This window comes from Cupriavidus sp. CuC1 (assembly GCF_044627735.1).
GTDB classification, from domain to species: domain Bacteria; phylum Pseudomonadota; class Gammaproteobacteria; order Burkholderiales; family Burkholderiaceae; genus Cupriavidus; species Cupriavidus ulmosensis.
In genome coordinates this window covers 1-20,565 of record NZ_JBIUHC010000172.1, presented here as the reverse complement: position 1 = coordinate 20,565, position 20,565 = coordinate 1, and the positions used below count along the sequence as shown (strand labels likewise).

Genomic DNA, 20,565 nt, shown 5'->3' with positions numbered 1-20,565 from the left:
CGCCACTGAACGGCCGTTTCGCAATATAGATCAATGGTTTACAGCCATGTGATTGCTAGCGGATATAGCGGTCACCGTTAGCGGAATTAACGCATAAGGCCAGATTGAAAAACCCAAGACTCTCCTGAAATCTGGAGGGAAGACGGGTCTCAGGTCACCACCGCCATCTTCTGGCTATGATCAATGTGTCCTGAGGCGAAGGATATCGGGACGGTCATGCGAGTGCGGTGTCAAATCCAAGACGTCTGTACAACCTTTCAGCACCGGTTGGGTTATCACACTCGACTTTCAAGCACACACGTTTCACCCCTCGTTCTCTAAACGTCACCAGCAGGTGGCGTAGCAGAGCTTCCCCAAGTCCTTGCTGACGCCGATCGATATCAACGACGAGGTCTTTGATGAAACCGCTGCTCCAGCACTGGGCGAACGCAACCATTCGCCCACTGTTATCTAGCACTGTAAAGACTAGAGCAGGATCGTATTCTGCATCGGCGAGAAGTGTGTCCAGCCACGGTCGAAATTCTGAAATCTGACCGCCACCCATGGCGTAGGAAGATTGCATCAAATTATGGGCATCCTCAGCCAATGAAAGTGTGAATTCGACCAAACGTGCATTTCCTGGCCAATCAGGCTGGTACACGACGTCATCTTCAGTCTGTCTGCAGAGGTGGAGATATGGCTTCGCACTCATCTATAAATTCTTTGTTGTCGGAAGTGTAATTTCACGCATTCTGTCTGCCATAGACCGTCAATTCGTAAGCGAAATAGGCTCGATTAACGGGTAGCTCCTAAAACGTGCAAGTAATAGCACATATCAGAAACGATTTCACTTAAACATTTGAAAATATTACTTGTTGCGTAAACGAACGTTTTCGTAACATAAAACTCGTCTAAACAAAAACAACGACATGGATAGCGAATAAACAGGTTGCAAAATTAAAAAGATGGACAACAGATTATCACAACACACCGGTTTTCATGATACCAAAACCGTTGGCAACGCCATTCGAAAACCTTATTGATCAGCACTTCCCTAGCAGTTGCAAATTTCCACCGAGCAGTGCCGTGCGCAGCGTTTTTGTTGGCAAGCCCAGGGTCTCGTTCAGCCGAACGATATTAAGGCTACGCTGAACAAGCCGGGTAAATTGAGATGTTCAGGCTGATAAGAATGTGCTCGGTCAGGAAGAGCCTGGGCATGGACCTTACCCGCCACCGAAACATCGCCACCGAAGGGGCATTACTGGGCAGCCTGAGGCGACGTGGCGCAGCCCAGGATCTGGCCGCCATCAGCGATGATGCGGGACAGATTCACGGCTTATGCTGGATCCACGCCGAGCGTCTCGTGCACAAGCTGCTGCCGCTCAATGACCTACATCGAGAGGATATTGCCCGCGTGCGCAGCGAAATCTGGTCGCTCTATGCGGATCTGAAGGAATACAAGCAGAATCCGACGATCCAGCGCAAAGCCGAACTGCAAAAACGCTTTGACGCAGTCTTCATCCAAAAGACCCGTTACGCGACGCTGGATCATTTGCTCAGACGCCTTCACAAGAACAAGTCCGAACTGCTCTTGGTGCTTGAACGCCCCGAGATCCCACCGCATACCAACGGCAGGGAACGCGACATTCGCGACCACGTGAAAAAGCAGAAGATCAATGGCGGCACGCGCAGCGAACTCGGTCGTCAATGCCGTGACACCTTCTCGAACTTGAAGAAGACCCGTCGAAAGCTGGGAATCTCGTTCTGGGACTACCTGGCAGACCGCATCTCACACACCAATCACATTCCCCTCCTTCCCCACCTCCTCGAACAGCGCATCGCTCTCTCCACCTGAGCGGCGTGACGCCGTTTGCCCCGGTTTATTGAGAAGTTACCGGGATTCGAAGTCTAGGAGGCCAATTGACAAAATTAATCCGGACTTATGCGAATTGACGACTTTGCTTCGGGGGGGAGTGTAAGCAATATTGTCAACTCACCGGCCGGACTTCTATATTCCGCGCGGGTTACAGCCGGATTCCGGAGTGACAGAATTACTTTGTTCTACGCTTGGCCGGTCGGCATCAACGTCGAACGCGATCGCAGGCTCGGGCGTTGCACGCGCGCTGGGCCACGCCCTCGGTGGTGAGGCGGCAGCCCGGCTTGCTAACGCCTTGGGCTTGCGCACCAGTGCCGACACCGTGCTGCGGGAGTTGCGAAGAGCTCCTGGGCGCAAGCGCAAACCACGACCGCGGGTCGTCGGCATCGATGACTGGGCGATCGCGCGCGGTCACCAATGCGGAACGATCATCGTCGACCTGGCGCGACGTGAGCCGATCGAAGTGTTCGCCGGCAGGGAAATAACTACGGTGGCCGCGTGGATGCGTGCGCACCCATCGATCGAGATCGTCGCCAGGGACCGGGCCGGGGCCTACTCCGAGGCGGTCGACATCGCGCTGCCGGCAGCCAAGCAAGGCTCCGATCGCTGGCATCTGCTGTGCAACCTGCGCGACAACGTCGAGAGGCTGCTGTACCGACTCGGGCCGCAACTGCGCCAAGCCGCGCAGCAAGTCGAGGTCGGTGGCGTGACCTTGGGCCGGAAGGCGCGGGGTCCGACGCCTTTGGATCCCTATCGCAGCTATATCGAGGAACGAATCGCCCGGGGCTGTCGCTGTCCGAGACTGATCTGGCAACTCAAGCAGCGAGGCTTCTATGAGGGGACAGGTGTCAACCTCCTTCTGTACTGGATGTCAGCATAGGCATGTCTGGGGCGATAAGCCTCTCCTTGCAAGCCACACTAGTTTCGGTTTGCGAACTGACGCAGTAAGGAAAGGAAGGTCGGGGTTGGTGATTGCCGGGATCCAGCCCCGGGGACTAACTTCTATCCGTGCCGGCGCAAGGCCGGGCACCACATACCAAATGCGCGAAGCGCTGGGTAACCCCTGCTTTGGTGCGCGCCCAATCTGAATCGTACACAATTTCATCACTGCGGGGGCCTTCCCCGAGCGCGCACCCAAGGCGCGGGGTCCGACGTCTTTGGCAGCGACGCGCGAGGGGAGACCATTACTGTCGAAGCCCGCAGTACGGTTCGCGCGGCACCTTGTCCCGCCTGCCGTCGGAAACGACGCGCTTACCCACACGGGCGAGAATGCGATCGATCCCACCGAGAACTTGGATCATGGGAATGCGCAGCCGAAGGTGCCAATGGCGCACTATGCCATGGCGACGAGAATCACGGTTTTGCGCCCCTTGCGGTCCGATGTCGGCACAAGACATAGTGCGCCGACAGCGAAGCCGAACAGCCCGGCGCCCAGCACCGGTCCGAATACATCTTCTTTCTCGTCGGTGCGGGGCATGGCAGTCGCCCTCCAAAAGCAACGTGCTACGCTGGCTTATTCAATCGGCAGTCCAACGTAGTTCTCCGCCAGGGCCATGGCTCCGGCGCGCGAACTCGTTACGTAGTTCAGCTCCGATAGTTGCAAGCGGTTTTGGAACTCGTCGGTGCCGGGGAAGGTGTGCAGCATGGAGGTCATCCACCAGGAAAAGCGCGTCGCCTTCCAGATGCGCCGCAGCGCGGTCTCCGAGTACTGGTACAGCAGGTCGCTGCGGTTGGATTTGAAGTATGCAGTGAGCGCGCGGGCGAGAATCTGCGCATCTGTGGCAGCTAGGTTCAGCCCCTTGGCGCCGGTCGGTGGTACCACGTGTGCCGAGTCGCCGGCGAGGAACAGGCGCCCGTAACGCATCGGCTCGACCACCAAGCTGCGCATGCCGATGACGGTCTTGCTGAAGATCGGCCCTTCCTGGGGCACCCACCCGTCCTGGGTCGCGAGCCGTGCGCGAAATTCGGCCCAGATGCGATCGTCGGACCAGTTCTCGACTTTCTCCGTGGGCGAGCACTGGAAGTACATGCGCTGGATGTCGGGTGAGCGGGTGCTGACGAGCACGAATCCGCGCTCGTGCATGGCGTAGATCAACTCGTCGGACGAGGGTGGCGCCTTGCATAGGATGCCGAACCAGCCGAAGGGGTAGAGACGCTCGTGGACCTTAAGCGCACCCGCGGGGATGGACGGCCGGCAGATACCCTGGGTGCCGTCGCAGCCGGCGATGAAGTCGCAGGTGATCTCTTCGACCACGCCTGACTTGTCGCGGTAGCGGATCTTCGGCTGGGCGGTGTCGAGATCGTAGACGCTGACGTCTTTGGCTTCGAAGCGGATGTCTCCGCCGCTGTCCAGACGCACCTTGATGAGATCCTTGATGACGTCGTGCTGGGCGTAGATCATCACCGACTTGCCGCCGGTGAGCGACGGGAAGTCGATGCGCTCGTCGCGCCCGTCGAAGCGCAGGATGATGCCTTCGTGGCGGAAGCCTTCCTTCATCATCCGCTCGCCGGCGCCGATCTCATTCATGAGGTCGATTGTGCCCTGCTCGAGCACGCCGGCCTTAATGATCGCCTCGACATCGTCGCGACTGTGTCTTTCTAGTACAACCGACTCTATGCCCTGCAGGTGCAGAATGTGCGACAGCAGTAACCCCGCTGGGCCGGCACCAATGATGCCTACTTGGGTACGCGTGGTGCGCATGTTCCCTCTCCTTGGTTATCAGTTGTTCAGATGCTTCACCGGCACATGAGGCTCGGTAGATCGACGCGCCGGATGAGCCGCGTTTCCTGCGCGGTGATTAGATGCCCGGAAGCCGACAAATAGGACGAGAATTCCGGGTGCGCGTCGCGCGCCAAGCAGCGACGTTCATAGTCAGCCAGGTCCTGGTAGGCCCACAGGTGCACGAACTGGTTCAGCGGTCCGACCTGGCTCACGTAGAAGCCCACCGGATGGCCTAGCGTCTCCAGCAGGATGGGCATGGCCAAGCGGTCGAACACCTCTAGGAACTCGGGCATCTTGCGCAGCGCGATGGTGTAGATGCGGTGGTCGATCAGGGGCTTGTCCAAGTAGTTCATGCCTTTGCTCCTACCTTGTCCGCAATGTGGTTGCCCGTGAGGAAGCCGAAGGTCATGTTGGGACCGTGGGTAATGCCCGCGCCGGGGTAATTGCCGCCCATGATGCTGGCGCGGTCGTTGCCCACCGCGTAGAGTCCGTCGATCGGCGTGCCGTCGCCCTTGAGCACCTCGCCGGCAACGCTGGTCCTGACCCCGTCGAAGGTGCCCAGGTCGCCCATCACGACCTTGACGGCGTAGAACGGTCCTTTCTCGATGGGCGCCACGCACGGATTGGGCTGGCGCTCAGGGTCGCCGAGGTAGCGATTGAACGCGGTGCTGCCACGACCGAAGGCCGGATCTTCGCCCCGCGCAGCGCCCACGTTGTAGTCGCGCACGGTTTGCTCCAGCCCGGCCGGGTCGAGGCCGGCATGGCTGGCCAGCTCGGCCAGCGTGCGGCCCTCGAACAGGTAGCCGTTGCGCAGGTATTTGCCGATCGGCATAGGGGCAGGCTTGACAAAACCCAGACCGTACTTAGCCAGGGTGGCCTTGTCGCAGACCAGCCACATGGCCGTCTCGTTCTGCCCTGCGCAGGCACGAATCATGGCCGCACCCACGTCGTGATAGGAGTTCGATTCGTTGGTGAAGCGCTTGCCGTTGCGCAACACGCCGATCACACCGGGCTTGTAGCGGTCCAGCAGGTGCGGGAACACGCCGAATTCACCATTGCCATACGGCACGCGCGATACTGGCATCCAGGCCGCGCTGTCCTGGTAGCGGATGTCAGCGCTGCCGCCCGCCGCCTCGGCCATCGCAACACCGTCGCCGGTGTTGCCCGCCGGCGTGGGCGAGAGGTGCTCGCCGCCACGTGCGATGTGGGCGTAGGCGCGCGCGATGCGCTTCACGTCATGGGGGAAGCCGCCACAGGCCAGCACCACGCCGTACCGGGCCTGGATGCGGCGCTCGCTGCCCTCACCGCCGGCGCGCACGCCAACAGCCTTGCCGCCATGCATGATGATTTCTTGGGCCGGAGTCCCGGTCAGGATGGGAATGTTGAGGTCCAGCGCCGATTTCGCGAGTCGCGCTGCCAGCGCGTTTCCGCTGGTCACATTGATGCCGCGGCGATAGAGCAGCAGCTCCTTCATATGCGTCGCCAGGCGCCTAGTCACATAGAGGAAGGAGGTCAGCGACTTGGTGGCGCGGAAGAAGTGCTTGAGGTCCGCGTTCGACGAATTGAACATCATTCCTATGAAGGTGATCGTCTTGAGCGGCGGCTTGAGACGGCGCATGTCCTTGCCCAGCCCGCGAATGTCATAGGGCGCGGCGAGGATCGAGCGGCCGATGTCGACGCCGCCAGGCGCATCCGGGTGATAGTCCGGATAGAGCGTGGGCACGAACTTCATCTCGGTCTCGCGCTCGAAGAACTCGACCATTCTTGGCCCGTTCTCGATAAAGCACTGGACTGCGGCGGCATCGTAGTTGTTGCCCGTCTCGCTCATCATGTATTCGCGCACGCGCTCGACGGTGTCAGCCGGGTTCTGCTGCTGGCCATATTTGCTCAGCGGAATCCACAAGACGCCGCCAGACAGCGCGGTGGTACCACCGAACACGGGCTCCTTTTCGAGCACGATGACATCGAGGCCGCGCTTGCGTGCAGTGATCGCGGTGGCGAGGCCCGCAGCACCCGATCCGACCACGACCAGATCGCAAGTGATCTCCTTGGCCATATCTACTCTCCTTGTCGTAATGGTGTGATGGAGCTCACGCGGCCGGGGTGGCGTTGAAACCGGGGCGCGGGACCATGTCCATCAGCATGCAATCGAGCCCGCCATCGACGAGCACCTCCGCGCCATTGACGTAGGCAGCCAGGTCAGAGGCGAGGAACAAGGCCGGGCCAGCGAGGTCCTCCGGCTCGCCGATGCGGCGGCTCGCGGTGGCGGCGGCGCGGCGAGCCTCGAAGCCGGGCTCCTCGTAGAACTTGGCGGACAGTGCGGTGCGGATCATGCCGGGCAGCACGCAGTTGCTGCGCACCCCGCGTGGGCCCCACTCCGCCGCCAACTGCCGCGAGAGCAGCAGCACGCCCGCCTTGCTAGGGCTGTAGGAACCGCTATTGGTTTGCGGATTGAGAGCCGCAATCGAGGCGACATGGACAATACTGCCCTTACCAACCGCCAGCATGTCGCGTCCGAACGCTCGAGCACACAGAAGATATCCAGTGAGATTAACGGCGATGGCTTGGTTCCAGTCCTCGATCGAGACCGTCTCAAGAGCTCCGGCGCGCAGAAGCCCTGCATTGTTCACGAGCACGCTGGCCGGCCCGAGCGTTGCGCGAACCTCGCCAGCCGCTGCGGCAACCGAAGCCTCGTCCGACACGTCGCAGCCGATCGCCTGCGCCACCGCACCGGCCTTCCGAAGCTCGGCGGCGACAGCTTCAGCGCCGTCGCGATTCCGATCCACAAGCGCCACTTTTGCTCCGACTTCAGCGAAGGCGCGCGCGATGCCGGCACCAATGCCACTACCCGCACCCGTGACCACGCAGACCTTTCCATCGAGGTTCAGCCGATATGGCCTTGAGGCAGCTGCGCGGTTTTCAAGTTCCTGTCCCACGCGATTATGGTTCCTGAGATTTTCCATGCGATTTGTCTCCTGAAATCTGTACCGCCATTGAACGCTTCGAGCGCCTGTGGAACAATGGACAGAGACCACGTGTAACAGGACATATCGTGCATCATGGCCCGTGACCAACAGCGCCGCCGGACCGTTCCGCATTTCGCGCTCTATGGCGCGGAAGCCGGCCAATCCTGGGTCGACATGGTCCATTACGAACGCATTCCTCTGCGTGCCGGCCGTTTCGACTTCGACATCCAGCCGCACGTCCACGATGCGCTGATCCAGGTGCTCTACGTCACCGGCGGGGGCGGCGAGACGTTCATCGACGGCAGGACCTGGGCAGTCGAAGCGCCATGCCTGATCGTCGTGCCAGCGCACTCGGTCCACGCCTTTAACTTCCAGAGCGACATCGACGGTCACGTCATTACTGCCGCGCAGTCTGCGCTGGAATCGCTGGCGATGACGGCCGCGCCCGAGCTACTGGAATTCATCCGCACGCCGGCGGTGCTGTCGATCGATCCCGACGTCGAGCGCGGCACACCTCTGGAGACCCTGTTTCAGTCGATCGGACAAGAGGCGGAGAGCCACGAGCGCTGGCAGTTCACCGCAGGCGCAGCACTGACGATCACCCTGTTCGTCAAGATCGGGCGCCTCAGCGAGAGCGCCCGGCTTTCAGCCAGTTCCGAGCAGAGGACAACGGCCGCGCGGATCGAGCGGTTCCGCGCCCTGCTCGACCGCCATTGCCGTGAGCGCCGGCCGGTCGCCAGCTATGCCGACGATATGGGCGTGAGCACCGGCCAGCTCTCTCGCATCTGCCGTGCCACCTTCGGGGTCTCGGCAATCGAGGCGATCGATGCACGCTCGATCCATGAGGCTAAGCGGCTGCTCGGCTATTCGACGCTGAGCGTGAAGCAGATCGCCAGTGAACTGGGCTTTCAGGACGAGGCCTATTTCAGTCGTTTCTTCCGCAAGCAGACGGGACTCCGGCCAACCGAATACCGCTGTGCGGCCCACGATCGGTCCTTGCCGCCTGAAAAAGGCGAGAGCGGGCTGACTCCCCCTCATCGGGTTTAGGCCGATAACCGATCCAGCTTCACGAACAGGTGCTCCGGCCCGGAGTTGGTCAGATTGTTGCCCCGCACATACTGGATCGGCCTTGCCGGATCGAGCGCAATATCTCCAACCTTGCGGGCCAGAGCCTTCGTTGCGATCAGCGTCTCCAGCTTGGCGAGCGGCGCGCCAAGGCATTTGTGCATGCCATTGCCGAAACCCAGGTGGCCGCTGGAATCACGGTCGATGTCGAACGTCTCACCGTTGGCAAACTTGCGGCTGTCGCGGTTCGCAGCCGACAGCAGCAATCGCACCACCGCACCCTTAGGCAGATCAACGCCCGCGACAGTGGTCGCCTCGGTGGTGATGCGGCTCACACGCTGCACGGTACCACGATAGCGCGCCACCTCCTCGACGAAACGCTCAGCGTCGGAGGGGTTTTTGCAGATACGTCCCAGCAGATTCGGCTGTTCGGCAAACATGCGAAATGCATTGGCCACAAGGATCGTCGTAGTGTCGTGCCCAGCGATGAAGACGAAGGCGCACAGCTCCTTCGCTTCTTTTTCCGAAAGTAGCCTGTCCTTCCACATGCGCGCGATATGCCCGCCGATCGACTGGCTGCCGGTGCGAACGAGCCGCTCCATCGCCTCCTTCAGGTAAGCGAAGAAGGCCTGCGCGCTCTGCTCGTCGGTGCCGGTCCCCGGCGCATTGCGGGCGAGGCGCCCGAAGTAGCTAAAGGTCTCGTCCGACCAGAATTTCATTTTCTCCTCATCCTCGTTCGGCACGTCGATCATTGTGGAGATGGTCGAGATGCTGAGCGGGATGGCGAAATCGTTGACGACGTCACCGCCGCCTTTAGCGATCATCGCGTCGAGCAGGTCCTCCGCCCTTTGCTCGATCTGTTCGATAAAGGGATCGAGCGACAGCGGGAGGAAGGATGGCTGGACGACTTTGCGTAACCGCGTATGGTCTGGCGCATCAAACAGCGTCAGGAACGTCAGCGGTGGCGGGCTGACGACCTCGGAGGAAAACAGCTTCGGGTTGCGGATCGCCTGGTAGACATCGTCATAGCGAGAGAGGAACCACACGTCCGACGTCGCCGACTGGCAACGCAGCACCGGCGCATGCTCGCGCATCCAGCGGTAGTGCTCATAGGGGTCGCCTTGCGAGCCGTCATCGGCCACCTTGAATGGCTCCAATCCCTCGGGCCAGTCCAGTTCGTGTGAATAGGCCGGAAGGGTCTTGGCCGTGAATGGGCAGACCTGCGGCGCGCTCTCCGGCACAGCAGACAGAGGAGAAGGTAGCGCTGCGGCCATGGGCGCCGTCTTGCCCATCGCCATACGCTCCAGCGCCCGGCTCATCGTGGCCTTGGAATGGAGCGCGTGCAGCGCAATCACGTCCCGCGCCGCGTTCAGGTCGCCCAGTTCGAAGGCGGCGACAATGTCCCGGTGCTGCTGCACGATATCGCCGACGATCTCGATCTGGTCGGTCAGCGCGCGACCGATGTAGTCCTGCACGGCAAGTTGCCGGTAGAGCGCGATCAGCTGGGCGTTCCCGGAAGCTTCGATCGTGAACATGTGGAAGGCGTGGTTTGCCTCGATGTAGCGCGGAACGTCGGTGAAGCGCCGCCCGGACACGAACGGCGCCGTCGCCTCGGCGAGCTGGCGGAAGATGGTTAATTGCTCGCTCGACAGCCGGCCCATAGTCAGCTGAGCCGCCCCCAGTTCGAGAGCCATGCGCAAGTCAAAGGCTTCATCGACATCAACCGGAGCGATGCGCTCCTCGCCGGTCTGGACCACCAGGCCGGTGCCGGAGAACTTCTCATAGTAGAAATTGCGCGGCGTCATCCCTTCGGACGAGAGAAAACTGCGCACCGCATCAACCATCGGCGGTGGGCCGCAGAGGTAGACATCCGCATCGCCACCGTTGAGCTGGGAAGCGACGATATGGTGGGTGACATAGCCCTTGTTGGGATAGGCACTCTCGGGGCTGGCGACGGTGCAGGCATAGGTGAAATTCGACAAGCGCTGCGCATAAGCTTCAAGCCGTTCGATGCCAACCAGGTCCTCATCGGTGTTCACACCCAGGATCATGTGGATCGGATGCGGGCTGCCGCCGTCCTCGACGACCTTGTCAAGCATTGAGAGGAACGGCGCGAGGCCCGTGCCACCCGCCAGAAACAGCACCGGCCGCTCGATAGGGCGCAGATAAAAGCTTCCCATCGGACCGCGAAACTCAATCGGGTCGCCTACTTTCGCGCTTTCGCAGAGCCAGGTCGACATCGCGCCTTGAGGCACATTGCGCACAAGGAAGGACAAGTGCGGCTGGGACGGCCCGGAACTGAAGGAGTAGGACCGTGTCTGATCGGTGCCTGGCACCTGGATGTTGACGTACTGCCCGGGAAGGAACCCGAGATCTTCGCGATTCTCGAGCTCGACCGAGAAGGCGATGGTGGTGGCGGACGCTCGTTGACAAGTGGCGATCTTTCCCCTGTGCGAGGACGGGCCGGTACCTGAAACATCGGAGTTCGTAGCGATCTGGATCACGCAATCGGAACGCGGGCTCATCTGGCACGTGAGAACCTTGCGGGCGCTGGCCTCCTCCGGAGTAAGCGCATCCTCCACGCAGTCGCCCAGAACGTATTCGCCGGACTCGCAGTCCGCCTTGCAGGTGCCGCACACACCATCACGGCAATCGAGTGGGATATTGATCTTGGCGCGAATGGCGGCGTCTGTGATGCGCTCGCCCTCCTCGCACTCGATGAACCGGGTCACTCCGTCCTCAAAACGGAGTGTTATCTGATGGGCCATAGCGGTGTCTCCTCGAGAGCAGCCCGAACATGCCGCTCCGCTGGCGGTATGTTCGAGCAGGGTGGCGCGCGAGATAACCTTGCTTCTCGCAAGCTCCCTTCGCGCGCCCGGTGGGTTTCAGGATGCGAATTTATAGCCTGAACGGTATTCCCATCAACGGACAGAGACGGCGTCAACCGGGACAAAACGTGCATTGCGGTGGAGCCGGGTGAACGTTGGGGCCTCCCGCACTTTATGTGACGGCCGCGTCGGGAACGGCCTTCGTCTCCACGCGCACCACCACCATCCTTCTCATTGACGTGAAGTGTAGTAACACCGGGTCTTCCGCAATTTGTGTGACGACGGCGACCTTGCGTTGAAGGATGTTTTAGCGTGGAACGAGGTCTCCGGCCCCCACCACCATTTTTCTTGATGACCACGTGGGCGAGTCGGGCAGCCTTGTGCCGTCCGCACGGTCTCACGCGCCTGCGATGACGATCGGACCAGCGTGTCCTTAGATACAACTTTAGTCTTGTGAGCAAAAGTCGTTTGCACACCTAATGTCGTAATCGTCTCCTCGAATCCACCTCGCGGGAAATCCCTTCAAAATCAGTGTGTTGCGCGACACTCCGCCTGCGCGAGTCTGTGGCCTTCCGCACCGAAAGTTGTAATCCCTGGCCCCCGTTTCACCTAATGTTGTCTTGTCGGAGCGGGATGGGGAGGGTCGCGGGGTGCGCGCCAGAATACATCTACGGGCCCGAACTGCCGCTGCTGAAGAATCGGACGTGGAGATCAACCTGACCACGTGGCCCACGGTCCATGAGCAAGCACTGGCAGAGCCTCAGCGCGCCAATTTTCTCGCGCGCGTCAGGGCGGTCCGGCTCTATTTGAACGGCGCCGATGGCAAGGAGATTCAGGCGAAGGCAGGGATCAGCCGCGGCCAGGTGTACCGCTTGATCACCGAGCGTTGCCTGGCGCCGCATCCGGACGGTCGCATCTATGGCTGGCGCGGATTGCTGCCGCTCCAGCGCATCCGCCCTTACACACGTACTGCGCCTCTTGTTGTGAATCCCTGGGGCGGTGGGGCGGCCGGGGCACTCCAAGCCTTGTTCCAAAGCGCTGCAGGCTTGGAAGCTGAATTTCGCCAGCAGATCCCCTACATCGAGGCCTTCTTCCCCTGCCTCGCCGCCGGTGGTTTTCATCGCCTGGCGACCCACCACCGGAAGCTGACCGGACCAGAAACGGGGCACCAACCCGGAGCAGAAAGCGATGGACACCCATTTCCAGCTCGAGTATGCGCGGGAGTTGCTGGACACGCTGATCGCTAACTACAACGCCACACCACATGCCGGCCTCGGCTATCGCAGCCCGCTTGATCAGCTTGACTGGTTGGCCGACCAGGAGGATGTGCCGTTGCCCACGGCTGACCCGATAGCCGTCAGCAAGATGGTAGGCGTGCGCAAGCTCTGCACGCTGCTGGGCGGCAATCATACCGGTCGACGACCGCAATTCCACTTCGCCAACGCCCGGTATTCCGCAGAATGGTTGTGCCTGCGGGGGGACCTGCTTGGCAAGAAGCTATGGCTGCCGATTGAAAACGAAGACGATGCCCGTTTCGCCACGGTGTCGACGCAAGCCGGCCATTTTCTCGGCGTCGTTCGCGGCGCACCGCCCTGGCACCGCACCCCGCATTCCCTGTACATCAGGCAGGCCATTCGCGGCCTCGAACAGCGGCGGCTGCTGTTCCTGTCGCGCGAGTGCGACGCGGTCGAAGCACTGTTGCAGTATGCCGAGAGCTCTCCCGGCGGGCGGCTGCCGCCTCATCCGGCGTACCTGGAGGCCCGGCGGATTCTGGTTGCAGCGATTGCTGTCGGAGCACTGCGGCGGCTATGTGCCGATGGTGGTCTGGAGCCACACCGACTCGGGCGGTGCGCAGTCAGTCGGCCGGTTTTATGCGGAGTTGCTGCAGGCCAGCTCCCATGCGCTGGCAACAGCGATCAGAAGTCCATTGGCGCGGCACCACATGTTGCTGGAACGCTGGACCGAGCTGGCCAGCCAAGGTGGTGAGCGTTTTCTGGTCCTTATCATTGACGAAGCCCAGGGTATGTCGCAGCGGGAATGGTTATGGCTCGTCGGACTGCACAGTCAACTCGATCAGCAGCGCATCCGACTGTGCGTGATCTCGGTGGCCTCGCTGCAGTTCTTTGACGAAGCCATCACCATGGCCCTGTCCGGCGGCGCGCATGTCGCCGCCCGCTTCATGCTGGCCACCAAACCATTCGAAGGGATTCGTAGCGAGCAGGAACTCGCTTACGTGATGGCGGGCTATGACAGCGGCAGCGAGTGGCCGGCGGGCTCTGGCCTGTCGTTCACGGCAAGCCTGGCGCCAGTGCCTTAGGCACAGGGTTTCCGGCTCGCGGACAGCGCGACAGCGCTGATGCGTGCCATGACCGATTGCCTACCGGTGCGGTATGCGGGGCCAATCAATTTTCCGATGAAGACAGTGACCCATGCTTGCCGCCACGTGCTGCTGCGCCTGGCTGCGGGCGCGGATGTGGAGGAAGCGACGTCACTGAATTCGTGGCGACAGGTGGTCGAGGCAGGCGGTCATCGCATATTGGTGGCGATGGTGTCGGCCACGGCGGCGCGACGACGCAATGATCGCAGCGCGATGCAGACGTGACTGAGCCACCGCGTTTAACGCGGCATCGCGACAGCATCCTGCCCTATGCGTCCTTGAGCCACACACTGCACCGGGCCTGCGAACTCAATGGGCTTTGGCCACGCCAGCTTGCCCTCATGGCGGCGATCTGTGATCACCACGGCCGGCACCGGCCCGCCTACGGGATTGATCGGGGGCGACTCGCGGCGTTACTGGGCGAATCATCGGAGAAATTTCGATGGTCAACGCTGGATGAAGCGCCGGCCTGCCTGCGGCCCACCCTCTTCGGCGCCCACGCCAGAGTCTGTCCCCTCTGCCTGGCGGCAGGCTATCACTCTGACTTGTTTGCGCTGCGCTTGCTGCAGACCTGCCCAATCCATGCGGTGCCACTGCGTGCCGAGTGTTACTGTGGCCGCGCGTTTCCGATGACGTTATCGGATCCTGATGTTGAGGACCGTTAATTCTGCGAATGGCGCCCATTAATTCTGCGAATGTGGCTTTCGACCAAGCAGGATCGGTACGACGAAGGGGAAGGACGTCCTCTGTCCGGCTGACGCTCGCGTGCCCTTCGAAGAGGTAAGCTCCGCCCCGCAGATCATCATGTGGCCGGGGGTCGCACAAATGCCCCCTTATTTCTAGGATCTTTCGCTCAGCCAATACGCGGCTCGACCAAAGGGACATCCCTGCCCCGGTACCCTTCACCATTCGCAAGCTATGAAGCGCCTGCCTACCATCACGCAATAGGCGTTCGCGCATTCGCAGAATTACCGGTCCGCCGAGCCACAGTCGCGGAATTTGTGGTCCTGCGCGGGAAAGGCCGTTGCCTCTACGCAACGGCGCAAATCGCCATAAACCGACATCTCTCCCTTACAAATCAATGTGTTATGCCAGTGTGATTGCTCGCAGATATAGTGGGCGCCGCTCGCAGAATTAACGGTCCTCAACAGCACCGCCCGCAACAAGCTCAAGAGCGCACAACACCGACCGTCGATCATCACGGCCTGCTGGATTCAAGCGAGTTTGTGGTGATGTCATGATTTATGGAAAGCTCAAGAATAAGCAAACGATGAGCTCTGCCGACAACCATGCGCCCTTTTCCGACGCCGCCACGGGCGCGCGCCGAGATCCATTCTGATCCGCTGAGCGGCCTGCACCTCGCGGAGTAAAACCGGCTCTTTTGAAAATGCTGAAGGCACTGCGGGATGGTCGGGTCGCCGGAAGAGGAAGGATGATTACGACGAACTGTGATGCGGAAATTTAGTCAAGAATCATCAACGCACGACGCACGCCGAGCGCACTAAGGAGACGCGCGCGGACGAAACCGTCCACGCGTCCAAGGCGAATGGAGCGCACTCGTTTCTAGTAGTGCCCTCCACACAGGCAGTGACTGAGACCGGCCATGCGTCAGGCAATTTCCAGCAATTAGGCACCGCGATGATCGGCGCGAGGTGCTTCCCGATCCAAGCCCACGGCACCCACACCCACCACGCGGGCAATCTCTTCCTCCGAGTAACCGAGCACTTCCGTCAACACCTGCCGGGTGTGCTGGCCGAGCCGCGGCGCCGCGACGGGTTCCACAGGCGGCGTATCGGAGAATCGAATCGGCAACTCTACATTAGGGATCCATCCCACCTCGGCATGCGGGATCCGTGTCACGATCTTGCGCTCCAGCACTTCATCTGACGCAAGTGCCTCCTCCAGTGACCGAACCACGCCGCTGGGAACACCGGCGGCCAAGAGTTTCGGCTGCCAATAGGCCCAGGGATGGCTGGCGAATCGCTCGTTCAGGATGGCAAACAGCCGATCGCGCTGCATGAGGCGAAGCGGAGCAGTAGCCAATGCGGGGTCGTCAGCAATCTCCGGCATCTCCAGGACCCTTGTGAATAAGCGCTTGAAGGTCCCGTTGTTGGCGCAATTGAGGTAGAACGACTTGTCTTGGGTACGGAACAGCCCGGACGGGCAGGTATCCCCGCTCGAATTGGCCGTGCGTACCGGCACCTTTCCCGCACAGAGATGCTGCATGGCGGCGAAGCCTGTCATGGTCACGGCAGCGTCGAACAGCGTCGTCTCGATGAACTGGCCCCTTCCCGTTCGCTCCCTGGCCAGCAGCGCGGCCATGATGGCATTGGCCGCCATCATGGCCGTGGAAATGTCCATAACGGTGGCTGCGGTCTTCACGCCGTCCCGATCAGGGTATCCATTCATGGACATGAATCCGCTCTCGGCCTGAACCACAGGATCGAAGCCCAGCCGGTCGGCGAACCGCCCGGTCCGCCCATATGCGGAAACAGAGCAATAGATCAGCCTGGGATTCCTCTCGCGGCATTGCTCAAAATCCAACCCGAATCGCGCCATGACGCCGGTAGAAAAGTTCTCGACGACCACGTCGGCCTTGTCCACCAGTTCACGCGCGATACGGCGACCGTCGGCGCTTTTCAGATCGATGGCAACACTACGCTTGTTCCGGTTCGTCCACAGGTATGGCGCACCCTGCAGGGGCAACTTGGGATCAGACGGCGGATAGTGACGAAAATCCTCACCTTTTCCGGGTGCCTCGAGCTTGATCACGTCAGCGCCCAGGTCGGCCAGAAGCATCGTGGCGTACGGGCCTGCGACGAAATGCGTGAAGTCGACCACCCTGATGGATTTCAGGGGCGCCTCGGCTTGCGGGTCACGCGGAGGACGCGTTGGCAGCCTCTCGGCGATTCGGTCGAATTGGTACATAGTGCGGTTCCTTGAAAAGAGCGACTCTCCGGCCACGGCGAATCTATTCGGACAAGTTTACTGTGCAGCGGTAGCGCTGATGCCTTGCTCGCGCAGAATCGATTGCCAGCGGCTCGCCTCATGGCCGATCATGCTTCCGAACTCCACAGGCGTGCGGCTTTGTGCGACATTTCCAGTGGCCTTGATTGCCTTCTGAATCTCCGGGTCTGCAACTGCGCGCTGCATTGCCATTGCCAGCTTTTCCACGACCGGCTGCGGCGTTCCCGCTGGTGCGAGAAGTCCGTAGAAGACATCGAAGGTGAGAGACGGCATCCCACTCTCGCCGAGGGTAGGCACCGTGGGCAGAGCGGGGTCGCGCTTCGAGCCAGTAATCGCTAACGCTCGAAGCTTCCCGGACCGGATGAATGGCAATGCCGTGGATACAGCGTCAAAGGTAAAGTCGACCTCTCCTGCAAGCAGTGCAGTGACACCGGAAGCGCCGCCCTTGTATGGGACATGCAGCGCCTTCATCCCGCTTTTAGCCGCCAGCAAAAGCGCCAGCAAATGCAGCGATCCGTTCTGGCCATTGGAAGCGTATGTCAGCGTCCGGCTGGCCTCTCGCCGCTTGCCCTCCGCCACCAACCCTTCCAGCGTGGTGAAATTGGCTGTCGAGCTCACGGCCAGCACGTAGGACGACATCGCCCCAATGCCAATCGGCACGAAGGACTTCGCCGGGTCATAGTGCGCACTTGGATAAAGGAAGGGCGATAGCGTCAATGGACCATTTCCCGTCCACATTAGGGTGTACCCGTCGGCAGTTGCCTTGGCAACCTGAGACGCGCCAATGGTTCCGGCTGCGCCAGCCTTGTTCTCAACCACCACGGGCTAGTTCAATTGTTGAGCGAGTGAACGCGCAATCAGTCGCCCCGTGGTGTCGTAACCACCACCTGGCCCAGTCGGCACCACAAGCCTGATCGGCTTTTCCGGATATGCCGGTGCGGCATTCGCCATCGAAGCCAGCAACATTAAGCCCGTCGACGCCACGCAAAGGAAGCGGCACCATCTGCCGCGAAACTGGAAGCGCATCATTGTCCCCATGCTTTTTAATGGTTGAACCATTATAGTTATGAACCGTGTCTTAGCCAACCCTCGCGAAACCAAAGGCGCTGAAAAAAGGGGCTCAACGCGGATATTCTGTATGCGCGGAATCCCAAAGGCCGATCCGAAGTGGCAAGGGTGCTCAGAGCCACCCCTTTCAAGGTGATCAAACGACGCGCCCAGCCTTGATGACACGTGCGGTAGAGACATGCCGCCGTGCCACACAGCCTGCAACATAGCCTTTCTTCTTGGGCGCTTTGGGTCCCCGCGTATGTTTGCGCATCGCGCGGGGATCAACGTGCGCCGCTATGTTTAGCAGCGTCCGGCCAAGCTGGGCCGGCGTGAGTGGGTCATAGGCCTGCCACACCTCGGGCGGCACCGCGATCACCATGCCGGCATACGTCGCCCGGATTTCGCTGGCGAGGTAATACGGTGAGAGTTCAATATCACTGGTATCCAGCTCATGCCGGATTCTCACCGCAGTCGCAATCACGCTCAGTACGTTATACGCGAGCGCCGCCACGCCGAAGGCCAGCAGCGCCGCGCGCGGTTGGCTCAAAGAGCGAATCTCACTGTTGAGCACCGACTCCAGTCGCTGAAACATATTCTGTCGGGTAAAGGACTGGCGCGGTGCTCGGCGAACCCGGCCCGTTTCCAGCCCCTCCCCATAAGGTAGGGTCGAGAACTGGCGCGCGCACCTGCAGGCGCCGGTGGTGATTCCACCGCTTTCGCGATGGCCCGCAGTCCGGCAACCATGGTCACGTTTCCAGCTCCCGCCACGTCAAACCGTGCAGGCGGATTTCCCGCACACGGCTTTCCTGTCTGCTTCATGTCAAGATTTATGGGACCTATCATGCTGGTGACGCTTTCGTCGACGGTCCACGACGAACCCGATAGCCATTGAAGAGCCTAAGTTCGTCATAGAGCCATCTCCTACTCCACTTCTGCCAGCCGAAGCCCCCTCGATTCCGGGATCGCCCCAGATGGCGCCTGACCTTCTTTTCCACCCAGTCCTTGATGAAGCCGAAGCACTCGCTGGAGTGTCCGACGGCGAAGTAATTCACCCAGCCACGCAGCACCGGATTGATCAGTTGAACCACCCGATCTACTGGCTGTGACTGGTATCGCCTGAACACCTCCTTGAGCTTGCGCAGCAACGCCGTGCGTTTCTTCAACTTAGGCGTATAGTGCGCTCGCCACACCTGTCTCTCCACACTGCGCAGGCGACGGAAGTCGAATCCCAGAAAGCCAAAGCTCTCACCGCAGTCCAAATCCACCGTGCGACTCTTCTCTTCATTGACCTCGACCTGTAACTTGGCAAACTCTTCCCGAAGCCGCCGGCTTACCGCTCCCAGTAGCCACGCATGGCGCGGATGGGCGTCGACTAGCACGACCAGGTCATCAGCGAAACGGGCATACTCGACGTAGGTGTACTTCCCATTGCGCGTGGTGTCTTTCGCCCGCTCAAGCATTCGGTCAACCTCAGTGAGGTAGATATTGCTGAGCAGAGGCGAAATCACCCCACCTTGTGGTACGCCTTGTTTGCCCGATGCCGTGAGCATCAGTTTCAGCAAACGCATAACTGCGTCGTCATTGACTCGGCGCGCCACCTTGTCCAGCAGCAAGTGATGCCGCACGGTGTCAAAGTAGGCGCGCAGATCCAAGTCTATGACGCGCGTCTTCCACTGAACAATTGCCGTCGCCACCCGACGCACCGCGTCATGTGCGGTCCGCTTTGGACGATAGCCGTACGACCCCGGTTGGAAGTCTGCTTCGAAGATCGGTTCCAAGATGAGCTTGAGCGCACCTTGCACCACGCGGTCGCGAATAGCAGGAATCGACAGGACGCGGACCTTGCCCCCATCCTTCGGTATCTCCTGCCTCCGCGCCCGCAGCGGTACGTAGGTGCGCTCGATCAGTTCGCCCTGTATCTGCTCAAGAAAGGACTCCACGCCTTGCGCTTCGATGGCCTCGAACGTTACCCCGTCGATACCCGGAGCACCATTGTTCTTTCTGGCCAGCGCGTACGCTTCGCGCAGTGTTTCCATCTTGCAGACATGGACGTACAACCCCCAGAAACGCCAGGACGGTTCAGCCTTCGCCTTGACGTATATTCCTCTTCTCAGGTCCTGCAAACTGCTGGACGCCTTTGTCATCTCGTCCTTGCCTCCCATGTTGTCGAGGACGTTACAAACAGCAGGGCCCCTTCGCTCCCCCAGCGTTACCCGGGTTCACCGCTAATACGGACCCATCCGCCACCCTCTCGCCTTCGGCCCACTTCCCGGGTTCGCCGGTTATAGGGCCTACCTTGCTCCGGCGATTTCGCGCCGGGACGAGGAGGGCTTCTCCAGTTGCTCAGCATGTCCTTGTCATCGTGCCGTCGCTTCCACCCCGCCGAGGTGAGATAGCCGTGTCGGTCAGCTTTCGGCTACCCATGCTGCCTTCGCCCAGTAGTTGCAGGCTCGGCCCTCGGGTCGTCTCACTTTCGAGGCCACATCCACGTTCATTTTCATTACGGCCCAATGATTCGCGCGTCTCCCATGGAGACGGTCGTCGATAGGCTTCAGAGTCTTGGTTTCCCCCCACCCTGCTATCCAAGCTACGGAGCTTCTGACTCTTACCCCGGCAGGTCTATCTCCTGCTGAACATGCCAGCCTTCGCTGGACGCACAACCACTCGTGAAGTTTTCCCTCAAGCGGCTCACCCAGTGAGATTCATCGCAAGGGTTATGGGTCCTGTCGGTATGG

18 protein-coding genes and 1 pseudogene are annotated in these 20,565 nt (G+C 60.7%); 8 read left to right on the top strand and 11 right to left on the bottom strand.

Annotated features, from left to right (window positions below; all coding sequences use genetic code 11):
• Positions 1 to 214 precede the first annotated feature (214 nt).
• Positions 215 to 607, bottom strand: a complete 393-nt coding sequence (locus ACGLHR_RS43090; protein WP_400102009.1) for a GNAT family N-acetyltransferase — start codon at positions 605 to 607, stop codon at positions 215 to 217.
• A 588-nt stretch (positions 608 to 1,195) separates the two neighbouring features.
• On the opposite strand from ACGLHR_RS43090, the gene ACGLHR_RS43085 reads away from it, so the two are divergent.
• Positions 1,196 to 1,834, top strand: a complete 639-nt coding sequence (locus ACGLHR_RS43085; RefSeq protein WP_400102008.1) for a transposase — start codon at positions 1,196 to 1,198, stop codon at positions 1,832 to 1,834.
• A 187-nt stretch (positions 1,835 to 2,021) separates the two neighbouring features.
• Positions 2,022 to 2,735 (top strand): transposase, encoded by a 714-nt coding sequence (locus tag ACGLHR_RS43080; RefSeq protein WP_400102007.1) that lies wholly within the window; start codon positions 2,022 to 2,024, stop codon positions 2,733 to 2,735.
• Positions 2,736 to 3,188: 453 nt separating this feature from the next.
• On the opposite strand, the gene ACGLHR_RS43075 is transcribed toward ACGLHR_RS43080, so the two are convergent.
• Genes ACGLHR_RS43075 through ACGLHR_RS43055 form a run of 5 tightly spaced genes read right to left on the bottom strand, consistent with a single transcriptional unit; the run spans position 3,189 to position 7,540 of the window.
• Positions 3,189 to 3,332 carry a hypothetical protein gene (locus tag ACGLHR_RS43075; protein WP_400102006.1) on the bottom strand — a complete coding sequence of 48 codons (144 nt, stop codon included), beginning with the start codon at positions 3,330 to 3,332 and terminating at the stop codon, positions 3,189 to 3,191.
• 36 nt (positions 3,333 to 3,368) lie between these two features.
• On the bottom strand, positions 3,369 to 4,556 hold the full coding sequence (locus ACGLHR_RS43070; protein WP_400102005.1) for a 4-hydroxybenzoate 3-monooxygenase: 1,188 nt from the start codon (positions 4,554 to 4,556) through the stop codon (positions 3,369 to 3,371).
• Between the two features lie 35 nt (positions 4,557 to 4,591).
• Positions 4,592 to 4,930 carry an NIPSNAP family protein gene (locus tag ACGLHR_RS43065; RefSeq protein ID WP_400102004.1) on the bottom strand — a complete coding sequence of 113 codons (339 nt, stop codon included), beginning with the start codon at positions 4,928 to 4,930 and terminating at the stop codon, positions 4,592 to 4,594.
• Entirely contained in the window at positions 4,927 to 6,633 is a 1,707-nt protein-coding gene (locus ACGLHR_RS43060; protein WP_400102003.1) for an FAD-dependent oxidoreductase, read from the bottom strand. The genes ACGLHR_RS43065 and ACGLHR_RS43060 overlap by 4 nt, the downstream gene beginning before the upstream one ends.
• A 34-nt stretch (positions 6,634 to 6,667) precedes the next feature.
• Positions 6,668 to 7,540, bottom strand: a complete 873-nt coding sequence (locus ACGLHR_RS43055) for an SDR family NAD(P)-dependent oxidoreductase (protein ID WP_400102002.1) — start codon at positions 7,538 to 7,540, stop codon at positions 6,668 to 6,670.
• Positions 7,541 to 7,636: 96 nt separating this feature from the next.
• Here ACGLHR_RS43055 and ACGLHR_RS43050 point away from each other — a divergent pair, with 96 nt between their 5' ends.
• Positions 7,637 to 8,590, top strand: coding sequence for a helix-turn-helix domain-containing protein (locus ACGLHR_RS43050; RefSeq protein WP_400102001.1), 954 nt, complete (start codon positions 7,637 to 7,639; stop codon positions 8,588 to 8,590).
• On the opposite strand, the gene benC is transcribed toward ACGLHR_RS43050, so the two are convergent.
• Positions 8,587 to 11,376 carry a benzoate 1,2-dioxygenase electron transfer component BenC gene (gene benC / locus ACGLHR_RS43045; protein ID WP_400102000.1) on the bottom strand — a complete coding sequence of 930 codons (2,790 nt, stop codon included), beginning with the start codon at positions 11,374 to 11,376 and terminating at the stop codon, positions 8,587 to 8,589. The genes ACGLHR_RS43050 and benC overlap by 4 nt on opposite strands.
• A gap of 764 nt (positions 11,377 to 12,140) precedes the next feature.
• Between benC and ACGLHR_RS43040 the strand changes: the two genes are divergently transcribed.
• From ACGLHR_RS43040 to ACGLHR_RS43020, 5 genes and pseudogenes are all read left to right on the top strand, one after another.
• Entirely contained in the window at positions 12,141 to 12,683 is a 543-nt protein-coding gene (locus ACGLHR_RS43040; protein ID WP_400101999.1) for a helix-turn-helix domain-containing protein, read from the top strand.
• Positions 12,625 to 13,422 carry a hypothetical protein gene (locus tag ACGLHR_RS43035; RefSeq protein WP_400101998.1) on the top strand — a complete coding sequence of 266 codons (798 nt, stop codon included), beginning with the start codon at positions 12,625 to 12,627 and terminating at the stop codon, positions 13,420 to 13,422. Before ACGLHR_RS43040 ends, ACGLHR_RS43035 begins: the two co-directional genes overlap by 59 nt.
• The gene (locus ACGLHR_RS43030) at positions 13,379 to 13,753 is read left to right on the top strand and encodes a hypothetical protein (RefSeq protein WP_400101997.1); all 375 of its coding nucleotides are present in this window, start codon (positions 13,379 to 13,381) and stop codon (positions 13,751 to 13,753) included. Before ACGLHR_RS43035 ends, ACGLHR_RS43030 begins: the two co-directional genes overlap by 44 nt.
• 39 nt (positions 13,754 to 13,792) lie before the next feature.
• Complete coding sequence (locus ACGLHR_RS43025; protein ID WP_400101996.1) at positions 13,793 to 14,038, top strand: hypothetical protein; 246 nt, start codon at positions 13,793 to 13,795, stop codon at positions 14,036 to 14,038.
• 903 nt (positions 14,039 to 14,941) lie between these two features.
• Positions 14,942 to 15,046 (top strand): annotated as a pseudogene (locus ACGLHR_RS43020) (IS630 family transposase); the annotation flags it as partial.
• A 393-nt stretch (positions 15,047 to 15,439) separates the two neighbouring features.
• On the opposite strand, the gene ACGLHR_RS43015 reads toward ACGLHR_RS43020, so the two are convergent.
• The 4 genes from ACGLHR_RS43015 to ltrA form a co-directional block, all read right to left on the bottom strand.
• A complete protein-coding gene (locus ACGLHR_RS43015) occupies positions 15,440 to 16,741 on the bottom strand; it encodes a CaiB/BaiF CoA transferase family protein (protein ID WP_400101995.1) in 1,302 nt (433 codons plus the stop codon).
• A 57-nt stretch (positions 16,742 to 16,798) separates the two neighbouring features.
• Complete coding sequence (locus tag ACGLHR_RS43010) at positions 16,799 to 17,602, bottom strand: Bug family tripartite tricarboxylate transporter substrate binding protein (RefSeq protein WP_400101994.1); 804 nt, start codon at positions 17,600 to 17,602, stop codon at positions 16,799 to 16,801.
• Between the two features lie 382 nt (positions 17,603 to 17,984).
• On the bottom strand, positions 17,985 to 18,422 hold the full coding sequence (locus ACGLHR_RS43005; protein WP_400101993.1) for a hypothetical protein: 438 nt from the start codon (positions 18,420 to 18,422) through the stop codon (positions 17,985 to 17,987).
• A gap of 247 nt (positions 18,423 to 18,669) precedes the next feature.
• Complete coding sequence (gene ltrA / locus ACGLHR_RS43000; protein WP_400101992.1) at positions 18,670 to 19,974, bottom strand: group II intron reverse transcriptase/maturase; 1,305 nt, start codon at positions 19,972 to 19,974, stop codon at positions 18,670 to 18,672.
• Positions 19,975 to 20,565 lie beyond the last annotated feature (591 nt).

Bases quoted from the DNA above. Each gene is read 5' to 3' on its own strand.
- ACGLHR_RS43005 (WP_400101993.1), bottom strand. From the start codon at position 18,422: ATGTTTCAGCGACTGGAGTCGGTGCTCAACAGTGAGATTCGCTCTTTG.
- ACGLHR_RS43060 (WP_400102003.1), bottom strand. From the start codon at position 6,633: ATGGCCAAGGAGATCACTTGCGATCTGGTCGTGGTCGGATCGGGTGCT.
- ACGLHR_RS43015 (WP_400101995.1), bottom strand. From the start codon at position 16,741: ATGTACCAATTCGACCGAATCGCCGAGAGGCTGCCAACGCGTCCTCCG.
- ltrA (WP_400101992.1), bottom strand. From the start codon at position 19,974: ATGACAAAGGCGTCCAGCAGTTTGCAGGACCTGAGAAGAGGAATATAC.
- ACGLHR_RS43025 (WP_400101996.1), top strand. From the start codon at position 13,793: ATGCGTGCCATGACCGATTGCCTACCGGTGCGGTATGCGGGGCCAATC.
- ACGLHR_RS43030 (WP_400101997.1), top strand. From the start codon at position 13,379: ATGTTGCTGGAACGCTGGACCGAGCTGGCCAGCCAAGGTGGTGAGCGT.
- ACGLHR_RS43085 (WP_400102008.1), top strand. From the start codon at position 1,196: ATGGACCTTACCCGCCACCGAAACATCGCCACCGAAGGGGCATTACTG.
- ACGLHR_RS43065 (WP_400102004.1), bottom strand. From the start codon at position 4,930: ATGAACTACTTGGACAAGCCCCTGATCGACCACCGCATCTACACCATC.
- ACGLHR_RS43070 (WP_400102005.1), bottom strand. From the start codon at position 4,556: ATGCGCACCACGCGTACCCAAGTAGGCATCATTGGTGCCGGCCCAGCG.
- ACGLHR_RS43050 (WP_400102001.1), top strand. From the start codon at position 7,637: ATGGCCCGTGACCAACAGCGCCGCCGGACCGTTCCGCATTTCGCGCTC.
- ACGLHR_RS43055 (WP_400102002.1), bottom strand. From the start codon at position 7,540: ATGGAAAATCTCAGGAACCATAATCGCGTGGGACAGGAACTTGAAAAC.
- ACGLHR_RS43075 (WP_400102006.1), bottom strand. From the start codon at position 3,332: ATGCCCCGCACCGACGAGAAAGAAGATGTATTCGGACCGGTGCTGGGC.
- ACGLHR_RS43035 (WP_400101998.1), top strand. From the start codon at position 12,625: ATGGACACCCATTTCCAGCTCGAGTATGCGCGGGAGTTGCTGGACACG.
- benC (WP_400102000.1), bottom strand. From the start codon at position 11,376: ATGGCCCATCAGATAACACTCCGTTTTGAGGACGGAGTGACCCGGTTC.